We start from the raw sequence: 23,212 nt of genomic DNA, 5'->3' as shown, positions 1-23,212 counted from the left end.
GCTACTCGATGGCCATAAAGCGGCAGGCATCATAACAGGACTTGCACTTGGTGCACTTTTCCTTCACGAGGTACGCAACCTTCCCCTTTTCCCATTCGATGGCATCAGAGGGGCACGCCTTCAAACATGCTCCGCACTTCACGCATTTTTCTTCAACGACCTGCCACAGAAGAAGCTCTTTGCAGCAGTTCGACGGGCACCGCTTATCATTGATATGGGCTTCATATTCGTTGCGGAAATACTTGACTGTGGACAAGATAGGATTCGGCGCGGTCTGTCCGAGACCGCAGAGGGACGCCTTCTTGATGGTCGCCCCCATTTCGAGAAGGGTGTCGATGTCGTTAGCCTCTCCCCGCCCCTCGGTGATCCTCTCGAGGATATCAAGCATAGCCTTGAGGCCGATGCGACACGGAACACACTTCCCACATGACTCCATCCTCGTGAATGTGAGGAAGAAGCGGGCAACGTCGACCATGCAGGTAGTTTCGTCCATGACGACGAGACCACCGGAACCCATCATGGCTCCAGCCTTGATGAGAGAGTCGTAGTCAACCGGCGTATCGAGAACCTCTGCAGGGATGCAGCCGCCGGAGGGGCCGCCCGCCTGAACTGCCTTGAACTTCCGGTTGTTAAGAATACCGCCGCAGACGTTGTAGATAACCTCTCGCACCGTCATACCGGCGGGGACTTCTACGAGACCGGTGTGCTTAACTTTCCCGGTGACGGCGAAGATCTTCGTGCCCTTCGTAGTCTCGGTACCGAGCGATGCGTACCACTCCGCTCCCTTGTTGATGATGTGGCGGACGTTGGCAAAGGTCTCGACGTTGTTGATGTTGGTAGGCTTGCCCCAGAGGCCTTTGACGGCCGGGAAAGGCGGACGGGGGCGCGGCATCCCGCGCTCGCCCTCGATGGAGGCCATCAGCGCCGTCTCCTCGCCGCAGACGAATGCGCCTGCACCCTTTTTGATCCTGAGGTCGAAATCGAATCCCCACCCGCGGACGTTCTTGCCTAGGTACCCTTTCTCGTAGCAAACGTCGAGAGCTTTCTGGAGACGCTCGATGGCAAGCGGGTACTCTGCGCGAACATATACGTATCCTGCGTAGCATCCGATGGCGTAGGCAGCGATCATCATCCCTTCGATAATGCAGTAAGGGTCACCCTCGAGAATCGAGCGGTCCATGAAGGCGCCGGGGTCACCCTCGTCGGCGTTGCAGATGAGGTACTTCTTGTTGCCGGGAGTTGCCTTACAGAAGGACCACTTGAGGCCGGTGGGGAAGCCGCCCCCCCCTCTTCCGCGGAGACCCGACTTCTTCACTTCCTCAACAACCTGATCCGGGGTCATTTCCTTCACACACTTCTCTATGGCCTTGAACCCATCTTCTTCGAGATAGGCTTCGAGGCTTTCCGGATCGATCTGGCCGCAGCCGGTCATGACGACGCGCATCTGCTGGTCGACGAACGTATTGTAGTAGGGCTTCGCCTTGCGCTTCTCGAGGGTCGTCTTGTTGACGATGTGTTCGTCGACGATCTTCTCGACCTCTTCGGGAAGGACGAAGTCGTAGGTAATCCGCCCCTGCTCCTCGGTGATTATGTCGACGAGAACGTCGTTGGCGCAGAGACCACGGCACCCGGTCTTGATGACGTCGCAACGCTTGCCGACGGTGGCGTCGACCCCTTTCTCCTTGATCACCCGGAGAAATTCGGCCTCAACCTGTTTCGCTCCTGCCGACACACCGCCGGTACCCTGACAGATCAAAATTTTTATAGCTTCGCCCATAACGAATTATCCCCTGGTTAGTGGATGAACTTACTCAGCTTCCTCTTTCTTCATCGGACGCTTGTTGTACTCAGCGATGATCTCCTCGACCTTCTGGACAGTCATCTTGCCGAAGGTGTCGTCGTTCACCATGGCGAGAGGCGCCATGCCACAGGCTCCGAGACAGGCAACCTTCTCGAAGGTGTAGCGTAAATCCGGCGTAGTCTCTGCGTGCCCAATCCCCAACTTGTCAAAGAAGGTGTCTACAATACGGGGCGCTCCCTGGACGTGACATGCGGTACCGACACACACACGAATAATATAGCGACCGCGGGGCTTGAGGTGGAACTGCGCGTAGAACGTCAGCACCCCGAAGATCTGGCTCGGGTAGACATTGAGGCGCTCTGCTACCAAGTCGATTGTCGGCCTCGGGACAAAGCCGTACTCGTCCTGAATACCCTGGAGAACAGGCATCAGGTTCCCTGGAAGCGTGAAGTACTTGTCTATAATTTTGTTAGCGGGTGCGAGGTCGACTTCCTCGGCCGGAGCCTGCTCTGTCTGTTCGGCTGGAGCGTTGCTCATTCCCATCTCCTTTGCAAATATTGGGGGTTACCTATCGATCTCACCTAGGACGATATCGAGGGTTCCTATGATGGCAACCAAGTCGGCAATCATCGATCCTTTTGCCATCTTCTCGATCGCGCCAAGGTTGACGAATGAGGGAGGCCTGATCCTCATCCTGTATGGCTTGGTGCCGCCGTCGCTCACAATATAGAAGCCGAGTTCACCCTTTGGCGCCTCAACTCCCTGGTATACCTCACCGGCTGGCACAGGAAATCCTTCGCTGGCGATCTTGAAGTGATGAATCAGTCCTTCTATGGTATCGTACACCTTCTCCTTGGACGGGTAACAAACCTTCGGAGCATCAGCAAGGACTGGTCCCGGCTTTAGGGAATCGAGCGCCTGACGTATGATGTTAACCGCCTCACGCATCTCGACGAGCCGTACTTTGTACCGGTCATAGGTATCGCAGTTCTCGCCCACCGGCACCTTGAACTTGTATTTCTCGTAGCCGCTGTAGGGATTGTCGCGACGCAGGTCCCAGTCTACACCTGACCCGCGCAGCGCCGGACCAGTGATCCCGAAGTCAATTGCATCCTCAGCGGAAATCACTCCGTTGCCGATGGTTCTCTGGAGCCAGATGGTATTCTTGGTGAGAAGCCCCTCGTAGGTGTCGAAGTGGCCGGGGAAGGTATCCACGATCTCACGTACGTCCTTCTCAAAGCCGTTGTAGACATCGGAGGACAGTCCGCCAACCCGGTAGAAGTTGCTCGTCATCCTCGCGCCCGAAATCTTCTCATACAACTGCATGACCTTCTCACGCTCGCGGAAGGCGTAGATGAAAACAGTCATGGCACCGATATCAAGGGCATGACAGGCAATCCACACAAGGTGCGACTTTAGCCGAGTCAGCTCAGTCAAGATGACACGGATCGTCTGGGCACGCTCGGGAACCTCTAATCCGAGAAGCTTTTCCACCGCCAGCACATAGCCGAGGTTGTTGCTCATCGGGGCGAGATAGTCGAGCCGGTCCGTCAGGGGTATCGTCTGGTGATAAGTCCGATGCTCGGACAACTTCTCAACGCCACGATGCAGGTAGCCGATGTGCGGAGTAATCTTCTGGATCACCTCACCATCGAGCTCGATTACCAAACGCAACACCCCATGAGTACTCGGATGCTGCGGCCCCATATTTACCGTCATAATTTCGTTGGACATCGTTCGCCTCTGCTATTGGTGAATTTGATTAGTTGGAGTTTGCTTTGGAGTTCAGGAAAGACGACCCTTGTATGGCTCGCGATCCGGCCCCTGAAGGGGGTAGTCCTTGCGCAGGGGATGCCCTACCCAATCCTCAGTCATCAGGATGCGGCGCAGATCGGGATGGTTGGCGAAGTTGATACCGAACAGGTCGTACACCTCCCGCTCGAGCCAGTTGGCACTATTCCAAAGACATGTAAGTGAATCAATTACACACTCCCCTTCACCCACCCCCGCCTTCACGAGCAACCGGTCCTTGTTAGGAATCGAATATAGATTATAGACGACCATGAAGCGGGGATCGGCCCCAAGATAATCCACTGCCGTCAAATCTGTCAGCAGATTGTACTGGAGAGACTCCTTGAGGAAACGACAGACCGCCACAACGTCCTTCTTGTCAATGGTAATGATGACATCGCCGCGGCACTCCTTGATATCGAGGATTGCTGCAGGGAATTTTTCTTTAAGCGTCACTACCGCGCGATTATTTTCTGCCATGACCGTACCTTCTCCCTTTTGAGTTTCGCTACTAGGCGGCCGCCTCTACCCGCTCACCAAGTCCGATGGAGGAACCGAACGAGTTCCGATCCTTCATGATCTTATCCTGCAGCTTGATAAGCCCGTACAGAAGCGCCTCCGGGCGCGGAGGGCAACCGGGGATGTAGACGTCTACCGGCAGGGCCTCGTCAATACCCTGCACCACACTGTAGGTATCGAAAACCCCCCCCGAACAGGCGCAGGCGCCCATGGCGATCACCCACTTCGGCTCCGGCATCTGCTCATAGACAGTCTTGATTACCGGCAGCATCTTTTTTGTCACGGTACCGGCGATAATAATGCAGTCGGCTTGCCTTGGAGATGCGCGAAAGATGATTCCAAAACGGTCAAGGTCGTTGTGGGAAGCGCCGGTAGCCATCATCTCGATGGCGCAGCATGCCAGTCCGAACGTCATCGGCCAGATGGACGACTTGCGCGCCCAGTTGACCAGTCCGTCCAGCGAGGTCGTGATGATATTGTCACCAAGTGCTTGATCTACTCCCATTCCAAGGCTCCTTTTTTCCAAACGTAGATATAACCGACGAAGAGGATGACAATGAAGACCATCATCTCAACAAAGACGAACGTGCCGAAACCCGAGGCGATGAACTTCTTGAATACCACAGCCCAAGGATAGAGGAACACCGCCTCTATATCGAATAGTATGAAGAGCATGGCGATGATATAGAACTTTATTGAGAATCGCTCCCTTGCACTCCCCACCGGCTCGCACCCGCACTCATAGGGAGACATCTTCACCAGCGAGGGCTTCTTTGGCCCGATCAGGGTAGACAGGGTAATGGAGACCAGACCGAAACCAACCGCCACAACCACAAGTAGAATAATAGGCAAATAGGCACCGAGCATACAGAGCTTCCTCCAAGGGAGTGTATTTAATGGCGTGCTTACCAGAAAGTCACAGCCAGCACAAAAACGTTAAACAAATGAATTATCAGCTAGTTACGGAGAGAACATGGGGCCGTACATACGTATACTGTATACAGCACATGGGAACTTATTTCATTTCAAAAAGTTTGTCAAGGAAAAAAGTTTTTAATCTGGAGGGCTTTTGCGCGCGCTTTTCGGGAGGTTACGCGGCGAGACCATAGCATAGAAACGGCCCGAACAACAAGTTTATTTCTTGACACCATCTCGATTTCCATGATACCAACCTGCTGCTTTTACGTCAGTTTCCACGGAGGAAGAATAAGATGAACCTAACAACTTCCGCGTCACTCTTCCGCGAGGCACAGCGCTTCATCCCCGGAGGCGTCAACAGCCCCGTCCGCGCTTTTAAATCTGTCGGAGCCGATCCGGTCTTCATCAGGAAAGCTGCAGGGCCGACTATCACCGATGCCGACGGAAACAGCTATATCGACTACGTAGGATCGTGGGGACCAATGATTCTCGGCCACTGCCACCCCCAAGTCGTTTCCGCAGTTCAGAAGGCAGTCGAGACCGGGAGCAGCTTTGGCGCCCCCACCGAACTGGAGATCACACTCGCCGAGATGGTAGTGCAAGCCGTCCCTTCTATCGAAATGGTGAGAATGGTCTGCTCCGGAACAGAGGCGACGATGAGCGCGATCCGCCTCGCCCGCGGATACACCGGCCGTGACAAGATCCTCAAATTTTCCGGGTGCTATCACGGGCATGCAGACTCTCTTCTCGTGAAGGCCGGTTCTGGCGCTGCCACCTTTGGCGTCCCTGATTCCCCCGGCGTTCCTGCCGATTTTGCCAAGCACACCCTTACCGCTGAATACAACAGCCTCGAATCGGTAAAAGCACTCATCCAACAGAATCCGGGACAGATCGCTTGCATCATAGTCGAACCCGTCGCCGGAAACATGGGGACTGTCCCACCCGCAGAAGGCTTCCTCCAAGGGCTTCGCGCTATCTGCAGCAACGAAGGCATTGTTCTCATTTTCGACGAAGTTATGAGCGGCTTCAGGGTTGCCTACGGCGGCGCACAAGAGCTTTATGGAGTTACTCCCGACATGACCACTCTCGGTAAGATTATAGGGGGAGGTCTGCCCGTGGGCGCCTTCGGGGGGAAAAAGGAAATTATGCAGATGCTTTCCCCGGCTGGCGGTGTTTACCAAGCGGGAACACTTTCTGGCAATCCACTAGCCATGACCGCCGGCATAGAAACCCTGAAACTTCTTCAACAGGAAGGTTTCTACGCTAAGCTTGAAGAGAAAAGTGCTTATTTGGCTACCGGCATCGCACAAGCTGCACATGATGCCGGCTATCCAATCTTCTCAACGCGTGTCGGCAGCATGTTCTGCGCTTTCTTCACAAAAGGAGAAGTCAAGGATTGGAACACGGCAGCTGCATGCGACACCAAGATGTTCGCAAAATACTTCCTGCTCATGCTGGAAGAAGGAATTTATTTAGCCCCCTCCCAGTTCGAAACTGCTTTCGTCTCAATCTCCCACACAGAAAAGGAGCTTGATAAGACAATTTCAGCTGCGAGAAAAGCATTCAAGGCCCTCTGAACCTGAGAACCTTGTCGACAAATTGATTGACAGGGTACGATTTCGTGTGATATCAAGCGTGGGTTTGCTGCCCCAACTGGGAAGGAATGAAAGAAAATAACAAAAGCCTCATCAAAACACTCGGCATCGTGTCGAGCATGGGCATATCAGTTGTTCTCGCAATTGCCATCGGCGTCTTCGTTGGACTAAAGCTCGATGCATGGTTTGGGACCGACCCCTGGTTTTTCTTCATTTTTCTTTTCTTCGGGATAGCAGCCGGCTTCAGGAACATCTACATTATTGCCGGAAAAGAAATCAAACGTGACGAATCCGATGAGGATAAACGAAAGTAACATCCTCTCCCGGCTGAACTTTGCAAATTGGATACTCCTAGGTGCACTTACCCTTGGGGGAATGCTAATCGGGACCACTCACATTGCAGGCAGCATTCTTTGCGGTGGCTTGATTGCAATCACCAATTACTACTGGCTGGCCAGCGTACTGCGCCGGGTGCTTCGCATGCCTGCTGGACAGGCAGGACGCTTCGCTCAGGTTCGATATGTAGTACGACTCTTTCTGCTAGGCGTCGTTCTCTGGTTTCTTATTACAACGGTACAGGTGCATATACCAGGACTCTTGCTGGGACTGTCCCTTATCGTGATGAACATTACCGCTTTCGCACTCTACTTGGTGGCCCGCAAAGGAGGTTGATTACATGGTCCATCCGTTATTGTTCCTGCAGTTCTTTCGTGAACTGCTCGCTCCACTTCACATCACCGAGGCTGGAGCCGACGCCATAGCCTACACATGGCTGATCATCGTGCTTCTGCTGATAGTGTCATTTCTTGCCACAAAGGCGATCAAAACGGTTCCAGCCGGTCTCCAGAATTTCATGGAGGTCGTAGTTGGCGGAATCGAGAACATGATCGTAGAGACAATGGGAGAGCACGGTCGGCCTTTCTTTCCGTTGATTGCCACTTTGGCTCTGTTCATCCTCGTCTCAAACCTCATCGGGCTGATACCTGGCTTTTTCCCGCCAACTGCGAACATCAATACCACTGCGGCCTGCGCAATCATTGTGTTCGTAGCCACTCATATAGTTGGTCTTAAAGAGCACGGGATAAAGTACCTGAAGCATTTCATGGGCCCCATCATCTGGCTCGCCCCGATAATGTTTTTCATTGAGGTAATAGGTCATCTCTCAAGGCCAGTCTCCCTCACCCTCAGACTCTTCGGCAACATGAACGGCCACGAGCTGGTGCTTCTTATATTTTTCGGCCTCGCACCCTTTCTTGTACCGCTACCCATGCTGCTGATGGGGGTTCTGGTTTCGTTCATCCAGGCCTTTGTCTTCATGCTGCTGGCAATGATCTACATTCAGGGGTCTCTTGAAGAGGCTCACTGAGAATTTTACTTCCTATACTGTTTAGGAAACAACACGAAGAAAGGAGAAGTAAGATGAGCTTTTTCACCATGTGCGTTCTGGCCGCCGGAATCGGTATGGCGCTTGGAACAGTAGGGACCGGTATCGGTCAGGGTCTTGCCGTCAAGAGTGCGGTTGAAGGCGTTTCGAGGAACCCGGGGGCTTCCGGTAAAATCCTCACCACGATGATGATCGGCCTCGCCATGATCGAGTCCCTCGCTATCTACGCCCTGGTTGTATGTCTGATCATCCTGTTCGCAAACCCCTACAAAGACATCGCCATCAAACTCGCCGAGACCGTAGCTAAGTAAACCGGGTGAGTTCAAATTAAACAGGGTGTGCCGTTGCGGCACACCCTGTTTTTTTATCCATCCACTTCTTTGACAGAAGGATTGCTAGCACCTGCTCCGCAGATATTCTACCAACAGGCGAACCCCCACCCCGGAGGCGCCCTTCGGGACGTAAGCCCGCCCCTTTTCTTCCCATGCCGTTCCAGCAATATCGAGGTGTGCCCAAGAAGTATCTCCCACGAATTGCAGCAGAAACCATCCCGCCGAAATGGTACCAGCCGTGGCACCGCCAGCGTTCTTCATGTCTGCTATATCGCTTTTCATGAGCTCTCCGTACTCCTCCCAGAGCGGAAGCTCCCACACACGCTCCCCAGTTGCCTCTCCGGCCTGAGAGAGCAAGTGCTTCAGGTCCATGTCGTTTCCTAGAAGACCGGTAGCCACCGTGCCGAGAGCAACCGTGCAAGCACCTGTCAGCGTCGCAATGTCTATGATTGCACGTGGCTCGTAGCGTCGTGCGTACCACATGGCATCGCAGAGTATGAGCCGCCCCTCGGCATCTGTGTTGACAATTTCGATTGTCTGACCCGACATCGAACAAAGAACATCACCTGGCTTGTATGCACTCCCTCCTGGAAGGTTCTCAACTGCTGGAATTATCCCGACGACATTCAGAGGTAACCGCAACGCTGCAACAGTCCGAAGCGTTGCCATTACTGCTGCTGCTCCCGCCATATCGGTCTTCATCATTTCCATCCCGTCCCGCGGCTTAAGCGAAATCCCACCGGAATCGAAAGTGACGCCTTTCCCGACAAGTACCACCGGCCTCTCCCCTCTATTGGGAAGATGTTCAAGTACGATCAGTTTCGGTGGCTGCCGGGAACCACGCGATACAGCGAGTAGTGCATCCATGCCAAGCTGCTCCATCTCTTCCTGTTCAATGATCCTGCAGCCAAGGCCGAATACATCGGCCATCTCTATTCCCTCTTCTGCCAGGAAAGGGGGAGTTACAACGTTTGATGGCTGTGAAACCATATCCCTGGCGAAGAGGACAGCTTCTGAAATAATCCGCGTTTCTGTAACGGCCTTTTCATATAGCGGCACATGGTCGGGACCAGGAGCGAAAATGCTAAACCTCTCTATAGGGTTCTCACCTTTTTTCTTGGTGCGGTACCTGTTGAAGGAGTAGTTGGCAAGCATTGCACCTTCAATCGTGGCTGCAACACCCTCTTCCATTGTTCCTGCCTGCAGGTGAATCATTGAAGCAACTTCAGTGATACCTTTAGCCCTGGCAAGCTGAACGACAGTACCGGCTACCTGGCGTAAGCGGTCACACGTCAGTGCGTCTTTTTGCCCCAGACCGACAAGGAGAATGCGCTCCGATGGAAGATTACCCAGAGAATGAATAAATGTAGTCTTGTTAAGACCTCCCGTGAACTCACCTTGGATATACAAGCGTTCGATGAGCCCACCTAGAACCTCGTTCAGTTCAGGTATCAAAAGGGCGGATCTATCATCTTCGAAACAGCCTAGCGCAAGCACCTGTGATTCATACTGTAGGGGGTTGCCACTAATCACATCAACTATCATATACTGCTCCATTCAACCTTTAGTCGAGACATCTGCAGCTAACCTTGGCTCGGCAATATTCTGAGCATAAGGCAGTTTAACCGCGGACGGGAGAACTCTCGGCCACTTTGCGACTAATCAAGCTTCATCGCAACGAAGAGCGAGGAATCACCGCGTTTCAGAAGAATCCTCACCACACTCCCTTTTCTTGCGGACTCAACGGCCTTATTGTATTCACCGACAGTGGATACCTTTGCTCCATTTATTTCATTAATGAAGTCACCAGGAGTGATGCCTGCTTCATCTGCGAGACCACCTGGTTTCACTTCGGTGACCACCACGCCGCTGGTTTCCTTCAGGTTGAGTTTGGCCGCCAGGTCCCGCGTCAACTCGCTCACTCCCATTCCTAGTTTATCCGGAGCCGCGGCGGGCTCTTCTTCTACGGAGTCGTCCTTCAGCCGCTCGATGACTACTGCTATCTCCTCCTGTTTCCCATTACGCACTATCTTGACAGGCACCTTGTTCCCTATGGGGGTTGATGCGACTATGCGAGGAAGGTCATTCATTTCTTTAATCTTTCTACCATTGAACTCCAGAATGATGTCTCCCGCCTTGAGGCCAGCCTTTTCAGCAGGACCATCTTTAACAATCTCCGAAACGAGAGCTCCAACATTTTCCTGAATGCCGAAAGACTGAGCCAGTTCCGGAGTAATCTGCTGAATGACTACTCCGAGCCATCCACGCGTCACCCTTCCCTTCTCCTTCAACTGGTTCAGGGTACCTTTAGCCATGTTTACAGGGATTGCAAAACCGATCCCCTGCCCACCGGCCACAATAGCCGTGTTGATACCAATTACTTCACCATTCATGTTGAAGAGAGGTCCGCCCGAATTTCCCGGGTTGATCGATGCATCGGTTTGAATGAAATCATCATACGGACCGCTGCCTATCACACGTCCCACCGCGCTGACGATCCCCGCCGTAACAGTCTGGGCAAGCCCAAAGGGGTTCCCTATGGCCATGACCCATTCTCCGACCCGGATCTTGTCGCTGTCGCCGAGCTCGGCTACCGGAAGATGCTCCCCCTTGGTCTCGATTTTGATAAGGCCGAGATCCAGCTTTTCATCGAGCCCTTTCACCTCCCCCTTGAACTCCCTCCCATCGGAGAGCTTGACCTTGATTTCATCGGCGCCTGATACTACATGATAGTTGGTCAGAATATACCCTTCATCGCTGATGATGAATCCGGACCCGAGGCTTCTCTCCTTGTAGGATCTTTGAGGGGTTTCCCCGAAAAAGCGCTCGAAAAAATCTTCAAAGGGGTCTCCAAATGGATTCGGAGAACGGCGCATGTACGGTCGCTGCGGTTTGATAGTCTTTGATGTGCCGATATTTACCACGGTAGGTTTGAGCTTCTTTACAAGCTCTGAAAGGTCGGGCCCGACACTGGCTCCATAACTTTGAGTCACTGCAAAGGTCGGAAGGCACACTGACAACAGAAATAAGGATACGGCACGAAATAGGTTCCTTCGCATATTCCCCTCCTCTTGATGTATCTTAATAATGTAATGACGGGTATGGTGGTTGTCAACCCGACGAGGGTGCGAAAGGTTAACTGGCAAAATGTAAACGGGGAAAATGAACTGAGAAGGTGCTCCCCTTTCCGAGCACACTGCTGACCTCGATACGTCCACCCTGAGCCTCAGCTAAAGATTTAGCAATTGAAAGACCTAGGCCGAGGCCCCCATGGGAACGGTTTCTTGCCTTGTCAACTCGGTAAAATCTTTCAAAGATAAACGGGATATCTTCCTCGGGTATACCAGGGCCTGAATCGGCGAATTCAACTGTAGCACTTTCAGCAGCGTATGAAAGGATGATCCTGACTCTCCCGCCGGATGGTGTATGCTTCATTCCATTTTCGAGCAGATTGATGAAAACCTGCTTTATCCGCAGTCTGTCCCCCTTTACAAAAACGGGTCCCGATTGGATTAGATCGAGGCCAATTCCCTTAACTGATGCTTCTGCTTCCAATGATCCGATCATTTCATGCAGCAGCTCCTCCAGGTCGACCTCCTGGATATCGAGTGGCAGTTCGCCTGCTTCGATTCTGGACAGCTCAAGGAGGTATTCGATTATCTCCGACATACGTTTGATTTCATCCAGATTGCTTCGCAGCAACTCACGAAAATCCTCGGGCTCCTTTGCCCACCGCAGCCCTACCTCCGTTTCCCCTCTGAGAATGGTCAACGGTGTTCTCAGCTCGTGGGACACATCAGAAGAAAACTGCCTCGTCCGCTTGAATGAGTGGTCGAGGCGAGCAAGCGTTCTGTTAAAAGTCTCGGCCAGCCTCCCGATTTCATCGTTGGGATTTACGACCTCCAGCCTCTGATTCAGATTTTCGGCGGTGATTTTTTGAGCGCTTCTGGTGATAAGATCGACAGGCTTCAAGGCACGACCGGCAAGAAACCATCCGCCGGACCCGACAAGGAGTAGCGACGTGGGAATGGTGATAAAGAGGATAAGGAGAATCTTGTCAAGGGTCTCCGTCTCGGCTGCAAGAGAAGTCCCGACGTATATGATGCGGCTCAGGCGTCCATCGCTGAACAGCGGAAATGAAATACTCCGGACAGGATAAAGACCCGGAGTAGTCACTGTTTCATAGACAATATTGCCTTGGCTCGCTTCAGTGAGCGTGGACTTCGTCAGAGGGAGACGAATGTCCTTCAGGTTTCGGGAACGGGAGTAAACGTCTCCGGTCCCGTCAAAAATCTGGACATACTTGTTGCTTATTTTAGGCCCCAGAAAATCTTCCAGTACCTGATCGATAACCGATGGAGCAGAATTCCGGAAGGGCTCCATCGTGGGGCTGGCAATCGCTTCTGCTATAGTTAACAGCTCCCTGTCAGCCTCATGGTAAAACTGCTCTCTTATTATAAGGTACAGAAACGAGCTGAAAACAACAAGAACTACAGCTAGTGTAACTGAATACCAAAATGTGAGAGAAAAACGGATTGACCTAAAAATCAAAGATCAATCCTCCTCTTTCAGAATGTAACCTACCCCCCTTACTGTATGAATAAGTTTTTTATCTGCGTCGCGATCTATTTTTTTACGTAGATAATTTACATAAACATCAATGATATTTGTAAAGCTGTCGAAAGTGTAATCCCAAACATGATCGGCGACCATGGTTCTTGTGAGAACTTGATTAGGGTTACGCATGAAATATTCCAGCAGACCATATTCCTTGGCAGTCAAGTCAATTTCACGATCTTTTCGCCAGACCTTATGAGTCACGGGGTCTATTCTAAGATCAGCAAAACGGATTTCTGCGCCGCGGTCCATCTCACTGCGGCGGAGAAGGGCTCTGACTCGGGCCAGCAGTTCTGCAAAGGCAAACGGTTTTGTGAGGTAGTCATCAGATCCGGTCTCTAACCCGGCCACAATGTCTTCGACCGTATCCTTGGCGGTGAGCATCAGCACCGGTGTGGTATTCTTCCGCATCCGTAGCTCCTTGAGCACACTGAGCCCATCTCTCTTCGGAAGCATCCAGTCGAGCACAAGCAGGTCGTAAGGCTTCTCAAGAGCCATTTTTAAGCCTTCTTCCCCGTCGATAGCTGTGTCCACTTCATATTTTTCCTCTTCCAGACCCCGTTTGATGAAGCTGGACACCTTCTTTTCATCTTCTACTACTAGAATTCTCATGTTATGTCCCCTTTTCATTGAAATTTACTTCGCGCTTATCAGGAACGGAGCATGCACCTTCAGTCAATACTGTTACTGCTCAATTTTTTCAGTATTTCAGCTGCCGACTCCTCAACCGATTTGTTTGTTACATCTATGACCTGCCACTCCGGATTCTTGCGGTATAGTTGCCTGCAGTAATTCAGCTCCTCCACAACGGCATCATAATCCGCATAGCTTCCACGCGGACTTTGGCGTAACTGTCGGAGCCTGGCAACGCGCAACTCGACAAGCCGCTCCGCATCAATCATTAGGCCAACCACTCTCCGCTGATCGATTTCGAAAAGCTCCGGAGGTGGAGCGATCCCATATACCAATGGGACATTCGCAACTTTATAACCTTTATGCGCAAGATAAATCGAAAGCGGTGTTTTAGATGTCCGGGACACCCCAACAAGCACAATATCTGCACGGAAAAGGTTTCGCAGCTCCTGCCCGTCATCCTGCTTTACCGTGAAGTTTACCGCATCCATGCGCTTGTAATATTCTGAGCTTATCTGATGCAGCAGCCCCGGCTCCTCTCTCGGTGGCATGGCAAACATATCAGAAAGCTTGTATAGTAGAGGGCTGATAAGATCCACCGCTTCCAGCCCGTGCGCTTCCACTTCATTTCGCAAAAACTGGGCAAGCTCCGGATCAACCAGCGTATAAACTACAAGTCCGGGCTGTCTGATAGGTGCGGTGATAGCCTGCAAAATGTCGGAGGGAGAACGCAAGCCACTCAACCGATGCAGCTTTATATCTATGTTTCTGAACTGTGAAAGAGCTGCGCGCACCACTCGCTCCACAGTCTCCCCAGTCGCGTCGGACAAAAGATAAAGATGCTGGCTCATATTAAACAGCCCACCCGTATTTGCCTACGCTCATTAATATACCATTTTTTTAAAATTGAGCAATCCATTTTCCTAATGAGCAGTAAATTCCTTCAAAATTTCTTCTCTTACGCGCGGACATGAAGCCAATTCGAATGCTGTCAGAGCCAGCGATTTTGCTCCCTCGATAACAGCAGCCCTTCCTTGCTCCGAGACAGTAGCGCGAGCAAACTCTTCGGTATGTATCGAAATTCCGGTACCTATAGGTACATGAGGATGAATTGTCGGTACAAGCCGCGAAACGTTACCGATATCTGAAGACCCCATATTACGATCAATGGGTGCATTTGCCTCTGGTAGCTCAAGATACTCAAGCTGCTTCGAGTAGAGACGGTAAAACGCGCGATTTATGACCATAGGTGCAAGCACACGAGGATCCTCCTGGACCGAGAGCCGACATCCGCAGGCCATGGCCGCCCCTTCTGCGCAAGCTTTTATTCGCCGTCGGACCTCTTCGACTTGAGACAGGTCCTCCGCCCTAACGTAGAAGAAGCATGAAGCCCGTTCAGGAATAATGTTCGGTGCACTTCCACCTTCAGTAATAATACCGTGCACCTTCACATCCTGACGCAGATGTTGACGCAGTCCATTGATGGCATTGAAGGTTTGAATGACTGCATCGAGGGCATTGATCCCCTCCTCGGGATGAGCAGCTGCATGGGCTGCTTTTCCGATAAACTCGAAACGGATACGGGCAAGGCCCAGAAACATTTTGATGACCTGACGTTTAGACGCAGGGTGGACCATCATTGCAAAGTCGACGTCTGCGAAACATCCGGCTCGAATCAGCTCTATTTTCCCTATCCCCTGTTCTTCAGCTGGAGTTCCGATTACCACAATACGGGCAGCATTCGTTGGGAGAACATGTCGAAGGGTGACCGCAGCCCCCAAGGTTGCTGCGGCTATGATGTTGTGCCCACAGGCATGCCCCAGCCCAGGAAGCGCATCCATTTCGGCCAACAGAGCAATAGTAGGACCTGCACTCCCCCACTCAGCACGGAATGCGGTAGTAAGGCCAGCAAGCCCCCTCCGAACCTCAAAACCTTCCGTCTCCAGCTTAGCTGTCAGGACGGCCGCAGCGCGAACCTCCTGGAGCCCTACCTCAGGAGAGTCATAAAAACACTTGGCAATGGAGAACCACTCATCGCACCGATCTTCAACCTTCTCCACAATAGCAGCTTTTACTGTCGATATATCCACGGCACCTGCCACTACCATATTTTAATTAAAGCTACATGCGCCCTGGTGCTTTGTCAAGGTTTTTATTGTCAATACATCATCATTTTGCTACGTTAGCTCCCTGCAATTTCAACAAGCACAATCCGGAGCAACTAATGAAAAGCGGCTGGATCGAAGTTTCCTGTACTGTCCCTGATGAAATGGTAGACGTCTTGGCGGAGTATCTTATTGAGCTCTCCGGTTGCGGTGTCAGCATAGAAAATATCTGCGTGGATACTTTTACTACCGACTCAATTGCATCTTCCCCGGAAAAAAACATTTGCGCGTACTTCTCGGCGGACGCATCCCTGGAGGGGGTCGTCAACGATATCTCAGCCTTTCTGATGCAACAGACTCGCATTTTCCCCGGATATACCTACAGACCCCCGTCTATCCAGGCTCTTGGAGATGAAGATTGGGCAAACAACTGGAAGGCATTTTTCAAACCATCGCGAATCGGCTGTAATCTGGTTATCAAACCCACATGGGAAGAGTATTCAGCTTCCCCGGGCGATATAGTTCTTGAACTCGATCCAGGGCAAGCCTTCGGCACAGGAACACATCCGACCACGCGGCTTTGCCTGGAGGCCCTTGAAAAAATCATGTCCCCATCACCCCGCTCCTTAGCAGTCCTCGATGTGGGAACGGGGTCTGGTGTCCTCACCATAGCTGCAGCAAAAATGGGAGCTTGGCTCGTTCACGCATTAGACATTGATCCGGAAGCGATTCGTGTTGCTTCGGAAAATCTTCTGTTAAACAGCGTCACTTCCGAAATACGCCTGGGCACGGAGCCGCTTGATGAGATACCTGGGGAGTTTGATGTTGTTCTGGCAAACATAATTGCAGAAGAGCTCGTAAAGCTCGCTCCAGAATTGGTGGAAAAGCTCGCCTTAAATGGATTCCTTATTCTGTCGGGCATCCTGAAAGAGCGCGAGAGCTTCGTCCGCCAAGGCTTTGATCTCCCTGAACTAGATTTCCAGAGCCGGACGGAACAGGCGGAGTGGTGCTGTCTGACATACCGCAGGAAGTCTTGAGGTGCGACGTTTTTTTGTTCCTGCAGAGTATTTAACCGGTTCGGAAGTAATAATCGGCGGCGAAACATTTCACCACATGGCAAAAGTCCTTCGCCTTAAAAAGAACACGGAGGTACTTCTTTTTGACGGAGAGGGAAACGTGAGGGGCGCCGTGCTTCGCGATATACATGCCGACAGCCTTGTGCTGGACCTCCTGAAGCACGCGCCTTCAGCCGGTCCCTCGCCTGCCCCTGCTATAACCCTTTACCAAGGGCTGCCAAAAGGCGACAAGATCGATCACATCCTTCAGAAAGCCACTGAAATAGGTGCCGCCGCCATTATACCGTTCCAGGCAGAACGGTCGGTGAGGCGGATCGATCAGGGAAGAGAGTCGGGTATCCTCGCCCGATGGCAACGAATCGTGCGGGAATCTTCACGCCAATGCGGGCGCAATGATGTCCCCGAAGTCGCTTTTTCACTGGGTCTGGGCGAGGCAATTAAAGCTGACAGATCCTCTGTCAAGCTGCTCCTTTGGGAAGAGCAGGGACTAGCCGGGCTAAAAGATGTCCTGGACACAGTGACCTTACCCACAACTATTTCAATCATTATCGGTCCTGAAGGCGGAATAGCCCCCAAAGAAGCAGCTATCGCAAGAGAACATGGATTTGTACCCGTATCCATGGGAAAACGCATAGTGAGGACTGAGACCGCCGGAATCGTAATCCTTTCGATCCTTCAGTTCGTATGGGGAGATATAGGGTGACCCGAAGCCGCTCTTGCATTCACAGGAGCAGCATAAAGTTTGAGTGAAGACGACCGATAATGGGAAGCAGACCTTTTGAACGGAGGCTACGATGAGATGCCCCAAATGCGGGTACAACAGCTTCGAATATCTCGATAGCTGCAAAAAATGCGGAATCGATCTAGGTGGTTATAAGGTATCCCATGGGCTACGCGCAACGATTCTTCCGTTCCTACCACCCGAACCTACACTGGATGCGCTTGCCGAATTACAGCCTGACATATGCACTTCAGGGACAGGCATGGGCGAAGTTAGCGAACCGGAACCAGCTGGAGATGGGGGCCACCATTTTTCTCCGGAACAGTTTTCTCAAGAGCCTGATCCGTTCAGCTTCGGCATCGAATTAGCGGGGAACGAAGGGGAACTCCGGACAGAATCACCATTCACCGATTCCTTCCCCGACATACTCCAAGACGCAAAAGGGCCGCTAGTTTCTGATTTTCAAACCGATGCAGCTGAAGAAATTGCTTCATTACCGGAGGATTCGCCAGCACCCGAGGCTGAAGGGATCTCTTTCGCGGAATTTTCCTTCGATGAAGAGAAGTATGAGGAACAAGAATATCTTCAAATCGGCCCGGCGTCAGCTACCCCTGCTACGGCAGACGCGGGAAAGAACGATTCAACCAAGCTTGAACCTATGGAATTTTTATTTAATGACTTTGAATTCGTATCTGAAGAACCGTCAGTAAATAAGAATGAAACAATTGAAACAGTCGACCCTATTGGTTTTGGTGAGGTTTTGCTGGAAGACATCTCGGAAGGACAAGCAGAGGGGCAAGAGGAAATAGATACCATGGGTCTTTCGGTAGAGGAATACGAATCCCTCTTCGGAGAACTACCTCCGCGAAGGAAGGTAAACTGATCTAATCGCCTCGTGCCAGGATTGAAATAATTTCGGCTCCGAATTCCCGCTTTTGCCATTTCTTCATGTGGCATACCAGATCGAGCTGTTCAAGGGAAAATGGAACAGCTTCAGCAAGTCCCTCAAGAAGGTTGTTATTGGCAAGTATCCCCGCTTCCATCCCTAGGACTTCCGCCTTTTTTTCTCGCCAACGCTTCAGTATTTTTAACCGCCCTTCCTGCTTGGGATCACGTGCTACACGTTCGAGCCGTGGAAACCGCGGAAGCTGTTCCGCAGGCGTTGCTATTCCCCGGGCGACCGCCGCTAGAATTTCTTTGCAGTAACGTTCGGCAACAGCTGCGGGCATACCAGGAACAGACTGCAAATCGGCTGGCTTGTGCGGTTTCTTCTCGGCAAGGGCCCGCACCTGTTCATTCCCTAGCACTTTGAAAGGTGGAACATCCCTGATGCGCGCTTTCTCGTCCCGAAATCGCAACAGCTCCTCAAGCACAGCAAGCGTCCGGCCATCCATTCTTGCGGCTCCTTTGAACCTGGAGAAAAGGGGCTCCTCGTTCCGCCCGGTCGCCCTGACTCGCGAAAGGAGCTCACACTCTTCTTCCAACCAGGCAAGCCTCCCTCGGGCTGCCAGCTCCCGCTCCAGTTGGCGGTAAAGCTCTATGAGAAGGATGGTGTCCCTGATTGCGTAATCAATCATCCCTTCGGAAAGAGGCCTTCTGCTCCAGTCGGCTTTTTGGAACTTCTTGTCGAGTTCAACGCCAAACCTCTTTTTGAGTACCGCAGCCAGCCCCACCTCTTTTTCTCCAAGCAGCTGGCATGCGATCATACTATCGAAAAGATTGCATACTTCGATGCCGAAATCGCGGTGAAGAGAACGTATGTCGTAATCTGCCCCGTGAAAAACCTTCTTGATGGACGGATCGGCCATAAGGGGCGCAAGGGGAGACATATCGTCAATAGCAAGAGGATCTACAAGAAAAGAACCCTCACCCGTCGAAAGCTGGATGAGGCATACACGTTCCTGGTAATGATGGAGCGAATCTCCTTCAAGATCGCACGCCAGCACTCGCTCCTGGCATAATCTAGCCACCAGCTGCTCCAAGGAATGAGAGGTAGTAATGAATTCCGGTTTTTGCCTCGTCACATGCGCCTCTTTCAACTGTACCGCAAGATGGTATACAGGGTGGACCGCTGAGCCGCCTTGAGTCCGGCTCCCTGTATAAGTGCAACCATTTCCTCCATACTCATACGGAAACGGCATCCCGCTGCTGCGACAACGTTTTCTTCCAACATCGTTCCACCCAGGTCATTTGCTCCAAAAAACAGGGCAACCTGGGCCATTTTAGCCCCTTGAGTTACCCAACTCGCCTGGATATTGGGAATATTGTCGAGAACAATCCGCGACAGCGCCAGGACTTTCAGGTATTCGATCCCGCTGGCAGTCTTTCCGCCAAGCTCGGTATTTCCTGGCTGGTAGGTCCAGGGGATGAACGCCGTAAACGACCCCCCCTCGTCTTGAAGCTCACGAATACGGAAAAGATGCTCTACGATATCGACGGCCTTCTCCCGGCTCCCGAACATCATGGTTGCAGTTGTCGGCATACCAAGCCGAGCAGCTTCCCGCATAACCGCCGCCCAGCCTCCCCATCCGATCTTCTTTGGTGAAATCTCCTGACGGATACTGTCAACGAGAATTTCAGCCCCTCCTCCGGGGAGTGAATCCAGACCGGCAGACTTGAGGCGTGTAATTGCTTCCGCCACTGTCAGACCTGAATTACCTGCGATATGCGTTATTTCAGCGGGTGAAAGAGAGTGGTTCTGGACCGAGGGAAATCTTTGTTTTATTTCACGAAAGAGAGTCTCAAAAAACTCGATTTTGAGAGATGGATGCAAGCCTCCCTGCATAAGAAGCTGGGTTCCACCCTGCGCTACCAGCTCCGCTATCTTGGAAAAGATCTCCTCCTCGTCAAGCAGGAAGCCGTCAGCTGCCCCGGGCTCCCGGTAAAAAGCGCAGAAGGAGCACTTCGATTCGCAGATGTTGGTATAATTGACATTACGATCGACTACGAACGTGACGACGGGTTCCGGGTGCAGTCGCCAGCGAATATCCGCAGCAAGACGCCCCAGAGGCAAAAGATCGGCACTCTCAAGCAGAGCAAGGGCCTCTGCTCTTTCGATGCGAGCCCCTTCACTGATTTTTGTAATAAGATCCACCGTCATTGTATCTGCTCTTCCGTCCCGTATACTCGCAATGCGTTATATAGCGTGTCCCGCTCAACAGGTATCTTACCTGCCTTGCTGATCATGACGATGATATCTTCCCTGCTCATGCATTGGGGCGATGCCGCTCCTGCATCGTGGCCTATTTTTTCCTCAACTACCGTACCATCCAGATCATTGACTCCGAAAGAAAGGGAAACCTGGGCAATTTTTTCACCGAGCATTATCCAGTACGCTTTAATATGCGTGAAATTATCGAGATAGATGCGAGCAATGGCAAGCGTCTTCAAGTCATCAACCCCGGAGGTTTTCCTTACCCCCGAAATGGTGAGTGCTGAATTTTCGGGCTGAAACGCCAGCGGGATGAACACCTGGAAGCCTCCTGTCCTGTCCTGGAGGTCACGGAGAAGACGCATATGCTCCACCCTGTCCTCAAAAGATTCGACGTGTCCATAGAGCATCGTAGCATTCGATTTCAGACCGGCACGATGAACCTCTTCCATGATCATCAGCCAATGCTCTCCAGAAATCTTCTCAGGGCATATTTGCTGGCGAACCCGGTCCCCGAGAATTTCAGCACCTCCCCCAGGAAGGGAGCCTAGTCCAGCTTCTTTGAGACAACGCAGTGTATCAGGCACCGACAACCGCGCAAGCCTGGAAAGGTACTCTATTTCGACCGCGGTGAACGCCTTGACATGCAGATCAGGAGACAGGCTCTTCACGCTTGCCAACATCTCCAGATAAAACTCAAAGGGGAGGTCGGGGTGCAATCCACCTACAATGTGAATTTCCGTCGCCCCCTGGTGCATGGCTTCCTGTGCGCGGCTCCTGATCTCCTCAAGGCTGTAGGTATACGCGCCGGGTTCACCGGGGGCCCGGAAAAACGCACAGAACTTGCAGCGATTGACACAGACGTTGGTGTAGTTGATATGCCTGTTAACGTTAAAAGAAACACACTTGCCATTCTTTCGCTCATTAATTTTGGCGGCGAGTTCACCGATGGCCAGCAGATCCTTAGTACGGTAGAGGAAAAGGGCCTCTTCCTCCGTAATCCGTTCCCCATCGTCGACCTTCCGGCATATACTATCGAGCATGTCAGTCACCATCCTCTCCCCTCCACCTGCGGAAAAGAGAGTGATCAATTCCTAGCGAATCGAGTATCTTACCGACTACAAAGTCAGTGATGTCATCCACTGTTGCAGGGTGATGATAAAAAGCGGGCATCGCTGGGAGGATGATACCACCGGCACGTGCCACCCTAAGCAGGTTTTCCAGATGAATCGGGCTGAAAGGAGTCTCGCGCGGAACGAGCACTAGCGGGCGGCGTTCCTTCAGCATCACGTCGGCACAGCGTTCGAGTAGATTCGAAGATACGCCGCACGCAATCCTGGCAACAGTACCCATACTGGCAGGACAGACCACCATTGCATCAGGAGCTGACGAACCACTGGCAATGGGCGCAAGGAGATCGCTCTCTTCGTAGAGCACAAGGCGTTCGGCATCCACATCTAAATATTCGTACAGCCGTTGACGCACCCCTGCCGAAGAATCGATGTCCAGATCCATTCCACATTCCTCGTTGAGCACGAGAAGCCCAGCCCGGCTGATAAGCAGGCTCAGATGTATGCCTGCCCGCAAAACCTCCTGGGCAAGCCTTATCCCGTAAATACCGCCAGACGCCCCAGTTATGCCTAGAACTAACCTGAGCATCATGCCCCGCCTCTACCCACTACCACTTCAGCCAGGGTAAAGAGGAAGATCGTGATACTTATGTAACCGTTCATGTTGAAAAAGGCAGCATCGAGTTTTGCAAGGTCCCCTCTTCGTAGAAGCCAGTGCTCATACCCGAGCATCCCGGCTGTAACAGCCAAGCCGAAGCCGAATATCCACCCGAGCCCGGAAGTTATCAGCAAAGCTGCGAGTGCCCCCAGCATCGACAGGTGAAAGAGTCGCGCAAGCCAGAGAGAGCCGTGCACTCCGAACTTGACTGGAATAGAATGAAGCCCTTTGCCCCTGTCGAATTCCACATCCTGAAGGGCGTACAAGATGTCGAAGCCCGCTACCCAGAAAAGAACTGCAACTCCAAGGAGCAGCGCTGGCAGTCCGATGTCTCCCTTAATTGCGATCCATGCCCCGAGTGGAGCTCCGGCGAGACATATGCCGAGCACCACGTGGGCAAGGGAAGTGAAGCGCTTGCAATAAGAATAGAGCAGGAGAAAACCGAGAGCGACTGGTGAAAGATACAGACAGAGCGGGTTGAGCCGGTAGGCGGCGTAGAGAAGGAGCATTGTCGATAGAGCGATGAATAACAAAACCGTCCCCTTCCCAAGGAGTCCAGCAGGTATGGCTCGCCCGCAGGTACGAGGATTCTCTGCATCTATCTCCGCATCGATTATCCGGTTCAGTCCCATGGCGGCGGTGCGTGCTCCGACCATCGCCATAATAATCCAGAAGGTCTGATAACCAGTGGGTAGTCCGTTGGCAGCGAGCAGCGCTGCAGTAAATGCAAAGGGAAGAGCGAAGACGGTGTGGCTAAACTTGATCATCTCCAGGAAAATTCTGATTCTGGCCAGTGCGCCCATTTCTATGTTCTCCTGAATGTCCATCACTGCACCTCACA

25 protein-coding genes are annotated in these 23,212 nt (G+C 52.2%); 8 read left to right on the top strand and 17 right to left on the bottom strand.

What is annotated here, in order from left to right; all coding sequences use genetic code 11:
* Window position 1: 1 nt before the first annotated feature.
* Genes nuoF through CFB04_RS15055 form a run of 6 tightly spaced genes read right to left on the bottom strand, consistent with a single transcriptional unit; the run spans window position 2 to window position 4,978 of the window.
* Window positions 2–1,777, bottom strand: coding sequence for an NADH-quinone oxidoreductase subunit NuoF (gene nuoF, locus CFB04_RS15080; protein WP_088536156.1), 1,776 nt, complete (start codon window positions 1,775–1,777; stop codon window positions 2–4).
* A gap of 30 nt (window positions 1,778–1,807) precedes the next feature.
* A complete protein-coding gene (locus CFB04_RS15075; protein ID WP_088536155.1) occupies window positions 1,808–2,338 on the bottom strand; it encodes an NAD(P)H-dependent oxidoreductase subunit E in 531 nt (176 codons plus the stop codon).
* Between the two features lie 27 nt (window positions 2,339–2,365).
* Window positions 2,366–3,535 (bottom strand): NADH dehydrogenase (quinone) subunit D, encoded by a 1,170-nt coding sequence (nuoD, locus tag CFB04_RS15070; RefSeq protein ID WP_088536154.1) that lies wholly within the window; start codon window positions 3,533–3,535, stop codon window positions 2,366–2,368.
* Window positions 3,536–3,586: 51 nt separating this feature from the next.
* Complete coding sequence (locus CFB04_RS15065) at window positions 3,587–4,072, bottom strand: NADH-quinone oxidoreductase subunit C (RefSeq protein WP_088536153.1); 486 nt, start codon at window positions 4,070–4,072, stop codon at window positions 3,587–3,589.
* A 31-nt stretch (window positions 4,073–4,103) separates the two neighbouring features.
* Window positions 4,104–4,616 (bottom strand): NADH-quinone oxidoreductase subunit B, encoded by a 513-nt coding sequence (locus CFB04_RS15060; RefSeq protein WP_088536152.1) that lies wholly within the window; start codon window positions 4,614–4,616, stop codon window positions 4,104–4,106.
* Window positions 4,607–4,978 carry an NADH-quinone oxidoreductase subunit A gene (locus tag CFB04_RS15055; RefSeq protein WP_088536151.1) on the bottom strand — a complete coding sequence of 124 codons (372 nt, stop codon included), beginning with the start codon at window positions 4,976–4,978 and terminating at the stop codon, window positions 4,607–4,609. Before CFB04_RS15055 ends, CFB04_RS15060 begins: the two co-directional genes overlap by 10 nt.
* Window positions 4,979–5,322: 344 nt before the next feature.
* Between CFB04_RS15055 and hemL the strand changes: the two genes are divergently transcribed.
* From hemL to atpE, 5 genes are all read left to right on the top strand, one after another.
* Entirely contained in the window at window positions 5,323–6,606 is a 1,284-nt protein-coding gene (gene hemL, locus CFB04_RS15050) for a glutamate-1-semialdehyde 2,1-aminomutase (RefSeq protein WP_088536150.1), read from the top strand.
* 86 nt (window positions 6,607–6,692) lie between these two features.
* Complete coding sequence (locus tag CFB04_RS15045; protein WP_088536149.1) at window positions 6,693–6,938, top strand: AtpZ/AtpI family protein; 246 nt, start codon at window positions 6,693–6,695, stop codon at window positions 6,936–6,938.
* Entirely contained in the window at window positions 6,907–7,296 is a 390-nt protein-coding gene (locus CFB04_RS15040; RefSeq protein ID WP_197692525.1) for an ATP synthase subunit I, read from the top strand. Before CFB04_RS15045 ends, CFB04_RS15040 begins: the two co-directional genes overlap by 32 nt.
* Before the next feature lie 4 nt (window positions 7,297–7,300).
* Complete coding sequence (gene atpB, locus CFB04_RS15035; RefSeq protein WP_088536147.1) at window positions 7,301–7,990, top strand: F0F1 ATP synthase subunit A; 690 nt, start codon at window positions 7,301–7,303, stop codon at window positions 7,988–7,990.
* A gap of 53 nt (window positions 7,991–8,043) precedes the next feature.
* Window positions 8,044–8,319, top strand: coding sequence for an ATP synthase F0 subunit C (gene atpE / locus CFB04_RS15030; RefSeq protein WP_088536146.1), 276 nt, complete (start codon window positions 8,044–8,046; stop codon window positions 8,317–8,319).
* Window positions 8,320–8,403: 84 nt separating this feature from the next.
* On the opposite strand, the gene CFB04_RS15025 is transcribed toward atpE, so the two are convergent.
* The 6 genes from CFB04_RS15025 to CFB04_RS15000 form a co-directional block, all read right to left on the bottom strand.
* Window positions 8,404–9,885 (bottom strand): leucyl aminopeptidase, encoded by a 1,482-nt coding sequence (locus CFB04_RS15025; RefSeq protein ID WP_088536145.1) that lies wholly within the window; start codon window positions 9,883–9,885, stop codon window positions 8,404–8,406.
* A 113-nt stretch (window positions 9,886–9,998) separates the two neighbouring features.
* On the bottom strand, window positions 9,999–11,399 hold the full coding sequence (locus tag CFB04_RS15020) for a DegQ family serine endoprotease (RefSeq protein WP_088536144.1): 1,401 nt from the start codon (window positions 11,397–11,399) through the stop codon (window positions 9,999–10,001).
* Between the two features lie 76 nt (window positions 11,400–11,475).
* A complete protein-coding gene (locus CFB04_RS15015; protein WP_088536143.1) occupies window positions 11,476–12,891 on the bottom strand; it encodes a cell wall metabolism sensor histidine kinase WalK in 1,416 nt (471 codons plus the stop codon).
* A gap of 3 nt (window positions 12,892–12,894) precedes the next feature.
* The gene (locus CFB04_RS15010) at window positions 12,895–13,569 is read right to left on the bottom strand and encodes a response regulator transcription factor (protein WP_088536142.1); all 675 of its coding nucleotides are present in this window, start codon (window positions 13,567–13,569) and stop codon (window positions 12,895–12,897) included.
* A gap of 59 nt (window positions 13,570–13,628) precedes the next feature.
* Window positions 13,629–14,441: a pyruvate, water dikinase regulatory protein gene (locus CFB04_RS15005; RefSeq protein WP_088536141.1), complete on the bottom strand. Its 813-nt coding sequence runs from the start codon at window positions 14,439–14,441 to the stop codon at window positions 13,629–13,631.
* Window positions 14,442–14,513: 72 nt separating this feature from the next.
* Entirely contained in the window at window positions 14,514–15,680 is a 1,167-nt protein-coding gene (locus CFB04_RS15000) for a M20 family metallopeptidase (protein ID WP_088536140.1), read from the bottom strand.
* 134 nt (window positions 15,681–15,814) lie between these two features.
* On the opposite strand from CFB04_RS15000, the gene prmA reads away from it, so the two are divergent.
* The 3 genes from prmA to CFB04_RS14985 all read left to right on the top strand — a co-directional run bounded on the left by prmA (window position 15,815) and on the right by CFB04_RS14985 (window position 18,375).
* Window positions 15,815–16,732: a 50S ribosomal protein L11 methyltransferase gene (gene prmA, locus CFB04_RS14995; RefSeq protein WP_088536139.1), complete on the top strand. Its 918-nt coding sequence runs from the start codon at window positions 15,815–15,817 to the stop codon at window positions 16,730–16,732.
* A gap of 1 nt (window position 16,733) precedes the next feature.
* On the top strand, window positions 16,734–17,474 hold the full coding sequence (locus tag CFB04_RS14990; RefSeq protein WP_088536138.1) for a 16S rRNA (uracil(1498)-N(3))-methyltransferase: 741 nt from the start codon (window positions 16,734–16,736) through the stop codon (window positions 17,472–17,474).
* A 280-nt stretch (window positions 17,475–17,754) separates the two neighbouring features.
* The gene (locus tag CFB04_RS14985; protein WP_172825511.1) at window positions 17,755–18,375 is read left to right on the top strand and encodes a hypothetical protein; all 621 of its coding nucleotides are present in this window, start codon (window positions 17,755–17,757) and stop codon (window positions 18,373–18,375) included.
* 1 nt (window position 18,376) lies between these two features.
* Here the strand turns inward: CFB04_RS14985 and CFB04_RS14980 are convergent, their stop codons facing one another.
* Genes CFB04_RS14980 through CFB04_RS14960 form a run of 5 tightly spaced genes read right to left on the bottom strand, consistent with a single transcriptional unit; the run spans window position 18,377 to window position 23,198 of the window.
* Window positions 18,377–19,516, bottom strand: a complete 1,140-nt coding sequence (locus CFB04_RS14980) for a ribonuclease D (RefSeq protein ID WP_255396948.1) — start codon at window positions 19,514–19,516, stop codon at window positions 18,377–18,379.
* A gap of 11 nt (window positions 19,517–19,527) precedes the next feature.
* Complete coding sequence (gene mqnC / locus CFB04_RS14975) at window positions 19,528–20,592, bottom strand: cyclic dehypoxanthinyl futalosine synthase (RefSeq protein ID WP_088536136.1); 1,065 nt, start codon at window positions 20,590–20,592, stop codon at window positions 19,528–19,530.
* Entirely contained in the window at window positions 20,589–21,698 is a 1,110-nt protein-coding gene (mqnE, locus tag CFB04_RS14970; RefSeq protein ID WP_088536135.1) for an aminofutalosine synthase MqnE, read from the bottom strand. The genes mqnC and mqnE overlap by 4 nt, the downstream gene beginning before the upstream one ends.
* A complete protein-coding gene (locus CFB04_RS14965) occupies window positions 21,688–22,305 on the bottom strand; it encodes a UbiX family flavin prenyltransferase (RefSeq protein WP_088536134.1) in 618 nt (205 codons plus the stop codon). Before CFB04_RS14965 ends, mqnE begins: the two co-directional genes overlap by 11 nt.
* The gene (locus CFB04_RS14960) at window positions 22,302–23,198 is read right to left on the bottom strand and encodes a 4-hydroxybenzoate octaprenyltransferase (RefSeq protein ID WP_088536133.1); all 897 of its coding nucleotides are present in this window, start codon (window positions 23,196–23,198) and stop codon (window positions 22,302–22,304) included. Before CFB04_RS14960 ends, CFB04_RS14965 begins: the two co-directional genes overlap by 4 nt.
* Between the last annotated feature and the right edge of the window lie 14 nt (window positions 23,199–23,212).

This window comes from Geobacter sp. DSM 9736 (assembly GCF_900187405.1).
GTDB lineage: Bacteria > Desulfobacterota > Desulfuromonadia > Geobacterales > Geobacteraceae > DSM-9736.
Note: the sequence above shows the minus strand (reverse complement) of the source record. Positions and strands in the feature narration are given on the sequence as shown.

Excerpts from the sequence above, each read along its gene's own strand:
- CFB04_RS15010 (WP_088536142.1), bottom strand. The coding sequence starts at position 13,569 with ATGAGAATTCTAGTAGTAGAAGATGAAAAGAAGGTGTCCAGCTTCATC.
- CFB04_RS15025 (WP_088536145.1), bottom strand. The coding sequence starts at position 9,885 with ATGATAGTTGATGTGATTAGTGGCAACCCCCTACAGTATGAATCACAG.
- mqnE (WP_088536135.1), bottom strand. The coding sequence starts at position 21,698 with ATGGTGACTGACATGCTCGATAGTATATGCCGGAAGGTCGACGATGGG.
- CFB04_RS14985 (WP_172825511.1), top strand. The coding sequence starts at position 17,755 with ATGGGCGAAGTTAGCGAACCGGAACCAGCTGGAGATGGGGGCCACCAT.
- mqnC (WP_088536136.1), bottom strand. The coding sequence starts at position 20,592 with ATGACGGTGGATCTTATTACAAAAATCAGTGAAGGGGCTCGCATCGAA.
- CFB04_RS15020 (WP_088536144.1), bottom strand. The coding sequence starts at position 11,399 with ATGCGAAGGAACCTATTTCGTGCCGTATCCTTATTTCTGTTGTCAGTG.
- nuoD (WP_088536154.1), bottom strand. The coding sequence starts at position 3,535 with ATGTCCAACGAAATTATGACGGTAAATATGGGGCCGCAGCATCCGAGT.
- CFB04_RS14965 (WP_088536134.1), bottom strand. The coding sequence starts at position 22,305 with ATGATGCTCAGGTTAGTTCTAGGCATAACTGGGGCGTCTGGCGGTATT.
- CFB04_RS15060 (WP_088536152.1), bottom strand. The coding sequence starts at position 4,616 with ATGGGAGTAGATCAAGCACTTGGTGACAATATCATCACGACCTCGCTG.
- nuoF (WP_088536156.1), bottom strand. The coding sequence starts at position 1,777 with ATGGGCGAAGCTATAAAAATTTTGATCTGTCAGGGTACCGGCGGTGTG.
- CFB04_RS14960 (WP_088536133.1), bottom strand. The coding sequence starts at position 23,198 with ATGGACATTCAGGAGAACATAGAAATGGGCGCACTGGCCAGAATCAGA.
- CFB04_RS15045 (WP_088536149.1), top strand. The coding sequence starts at position 6,693 with ATGAAAGAAAATAACAAAAGCCTCATCAAAACACTCGGCATCGTGTCG.
- CFB04_RS15005 (WP_088536141.1), bottom strand. The coding sequence starts at position 14,441 with ATGAGCCAGCATCTTTATCTTTTGTCCGACGCGACTGGGGAGACTGTG.
- CFB04_RS15055 (WP_088536151.1), bottom strand. The coding sequence starts at position 4,978 with ATGCTCGGTGCCTATTTGCCTATTATTCTACTTGTGGTTGTGGCGGTT.
- atpE (WP_088536146.1), top strand. The coding sequence starts at position 8,044 with ATGAGCTTTTTCACCATGTGCGTTCTGGCCGCCGGAATCGGTATGGCG.
- hemL (WP_088536150.1), top strand. The coding sequence starts at position 5,323 with ATGAACCTAACAACTTCCGCGTCACTCTTCCGCGAGGCACAGCGCTTC.
- CFB04_RS15065 (WP_088536153.1), bottom strand. The coding sequence starts at position 4,072 with ATGGCAGAAAATAATCGCGCGGTAGTGACGCTTAAAGAAAAATTCCCT.
- CFB04_RS15075 (WP_088536155.1), bottom strand. The coding sequence starts at position 2,338 with ATGAGCAACGCTCCAGCCGAACAGACAGAGCAGGCTCCGGCCGAGGAA.
- atpB (WP_088536147.1), top strand. The coding sequence starts at position 7,301 with ATGGTCCATCCGTTATTGTTCCTGCAGTTCTTTCGTGAACTGCTCGCT.
- prmA (WP_088536139.1), top strand. The coding sequence starts at position 15,815 with ATGAAAAGCGGCTGGATCGAAGTTTCCTGTACTGTCCCTGATGAAATG.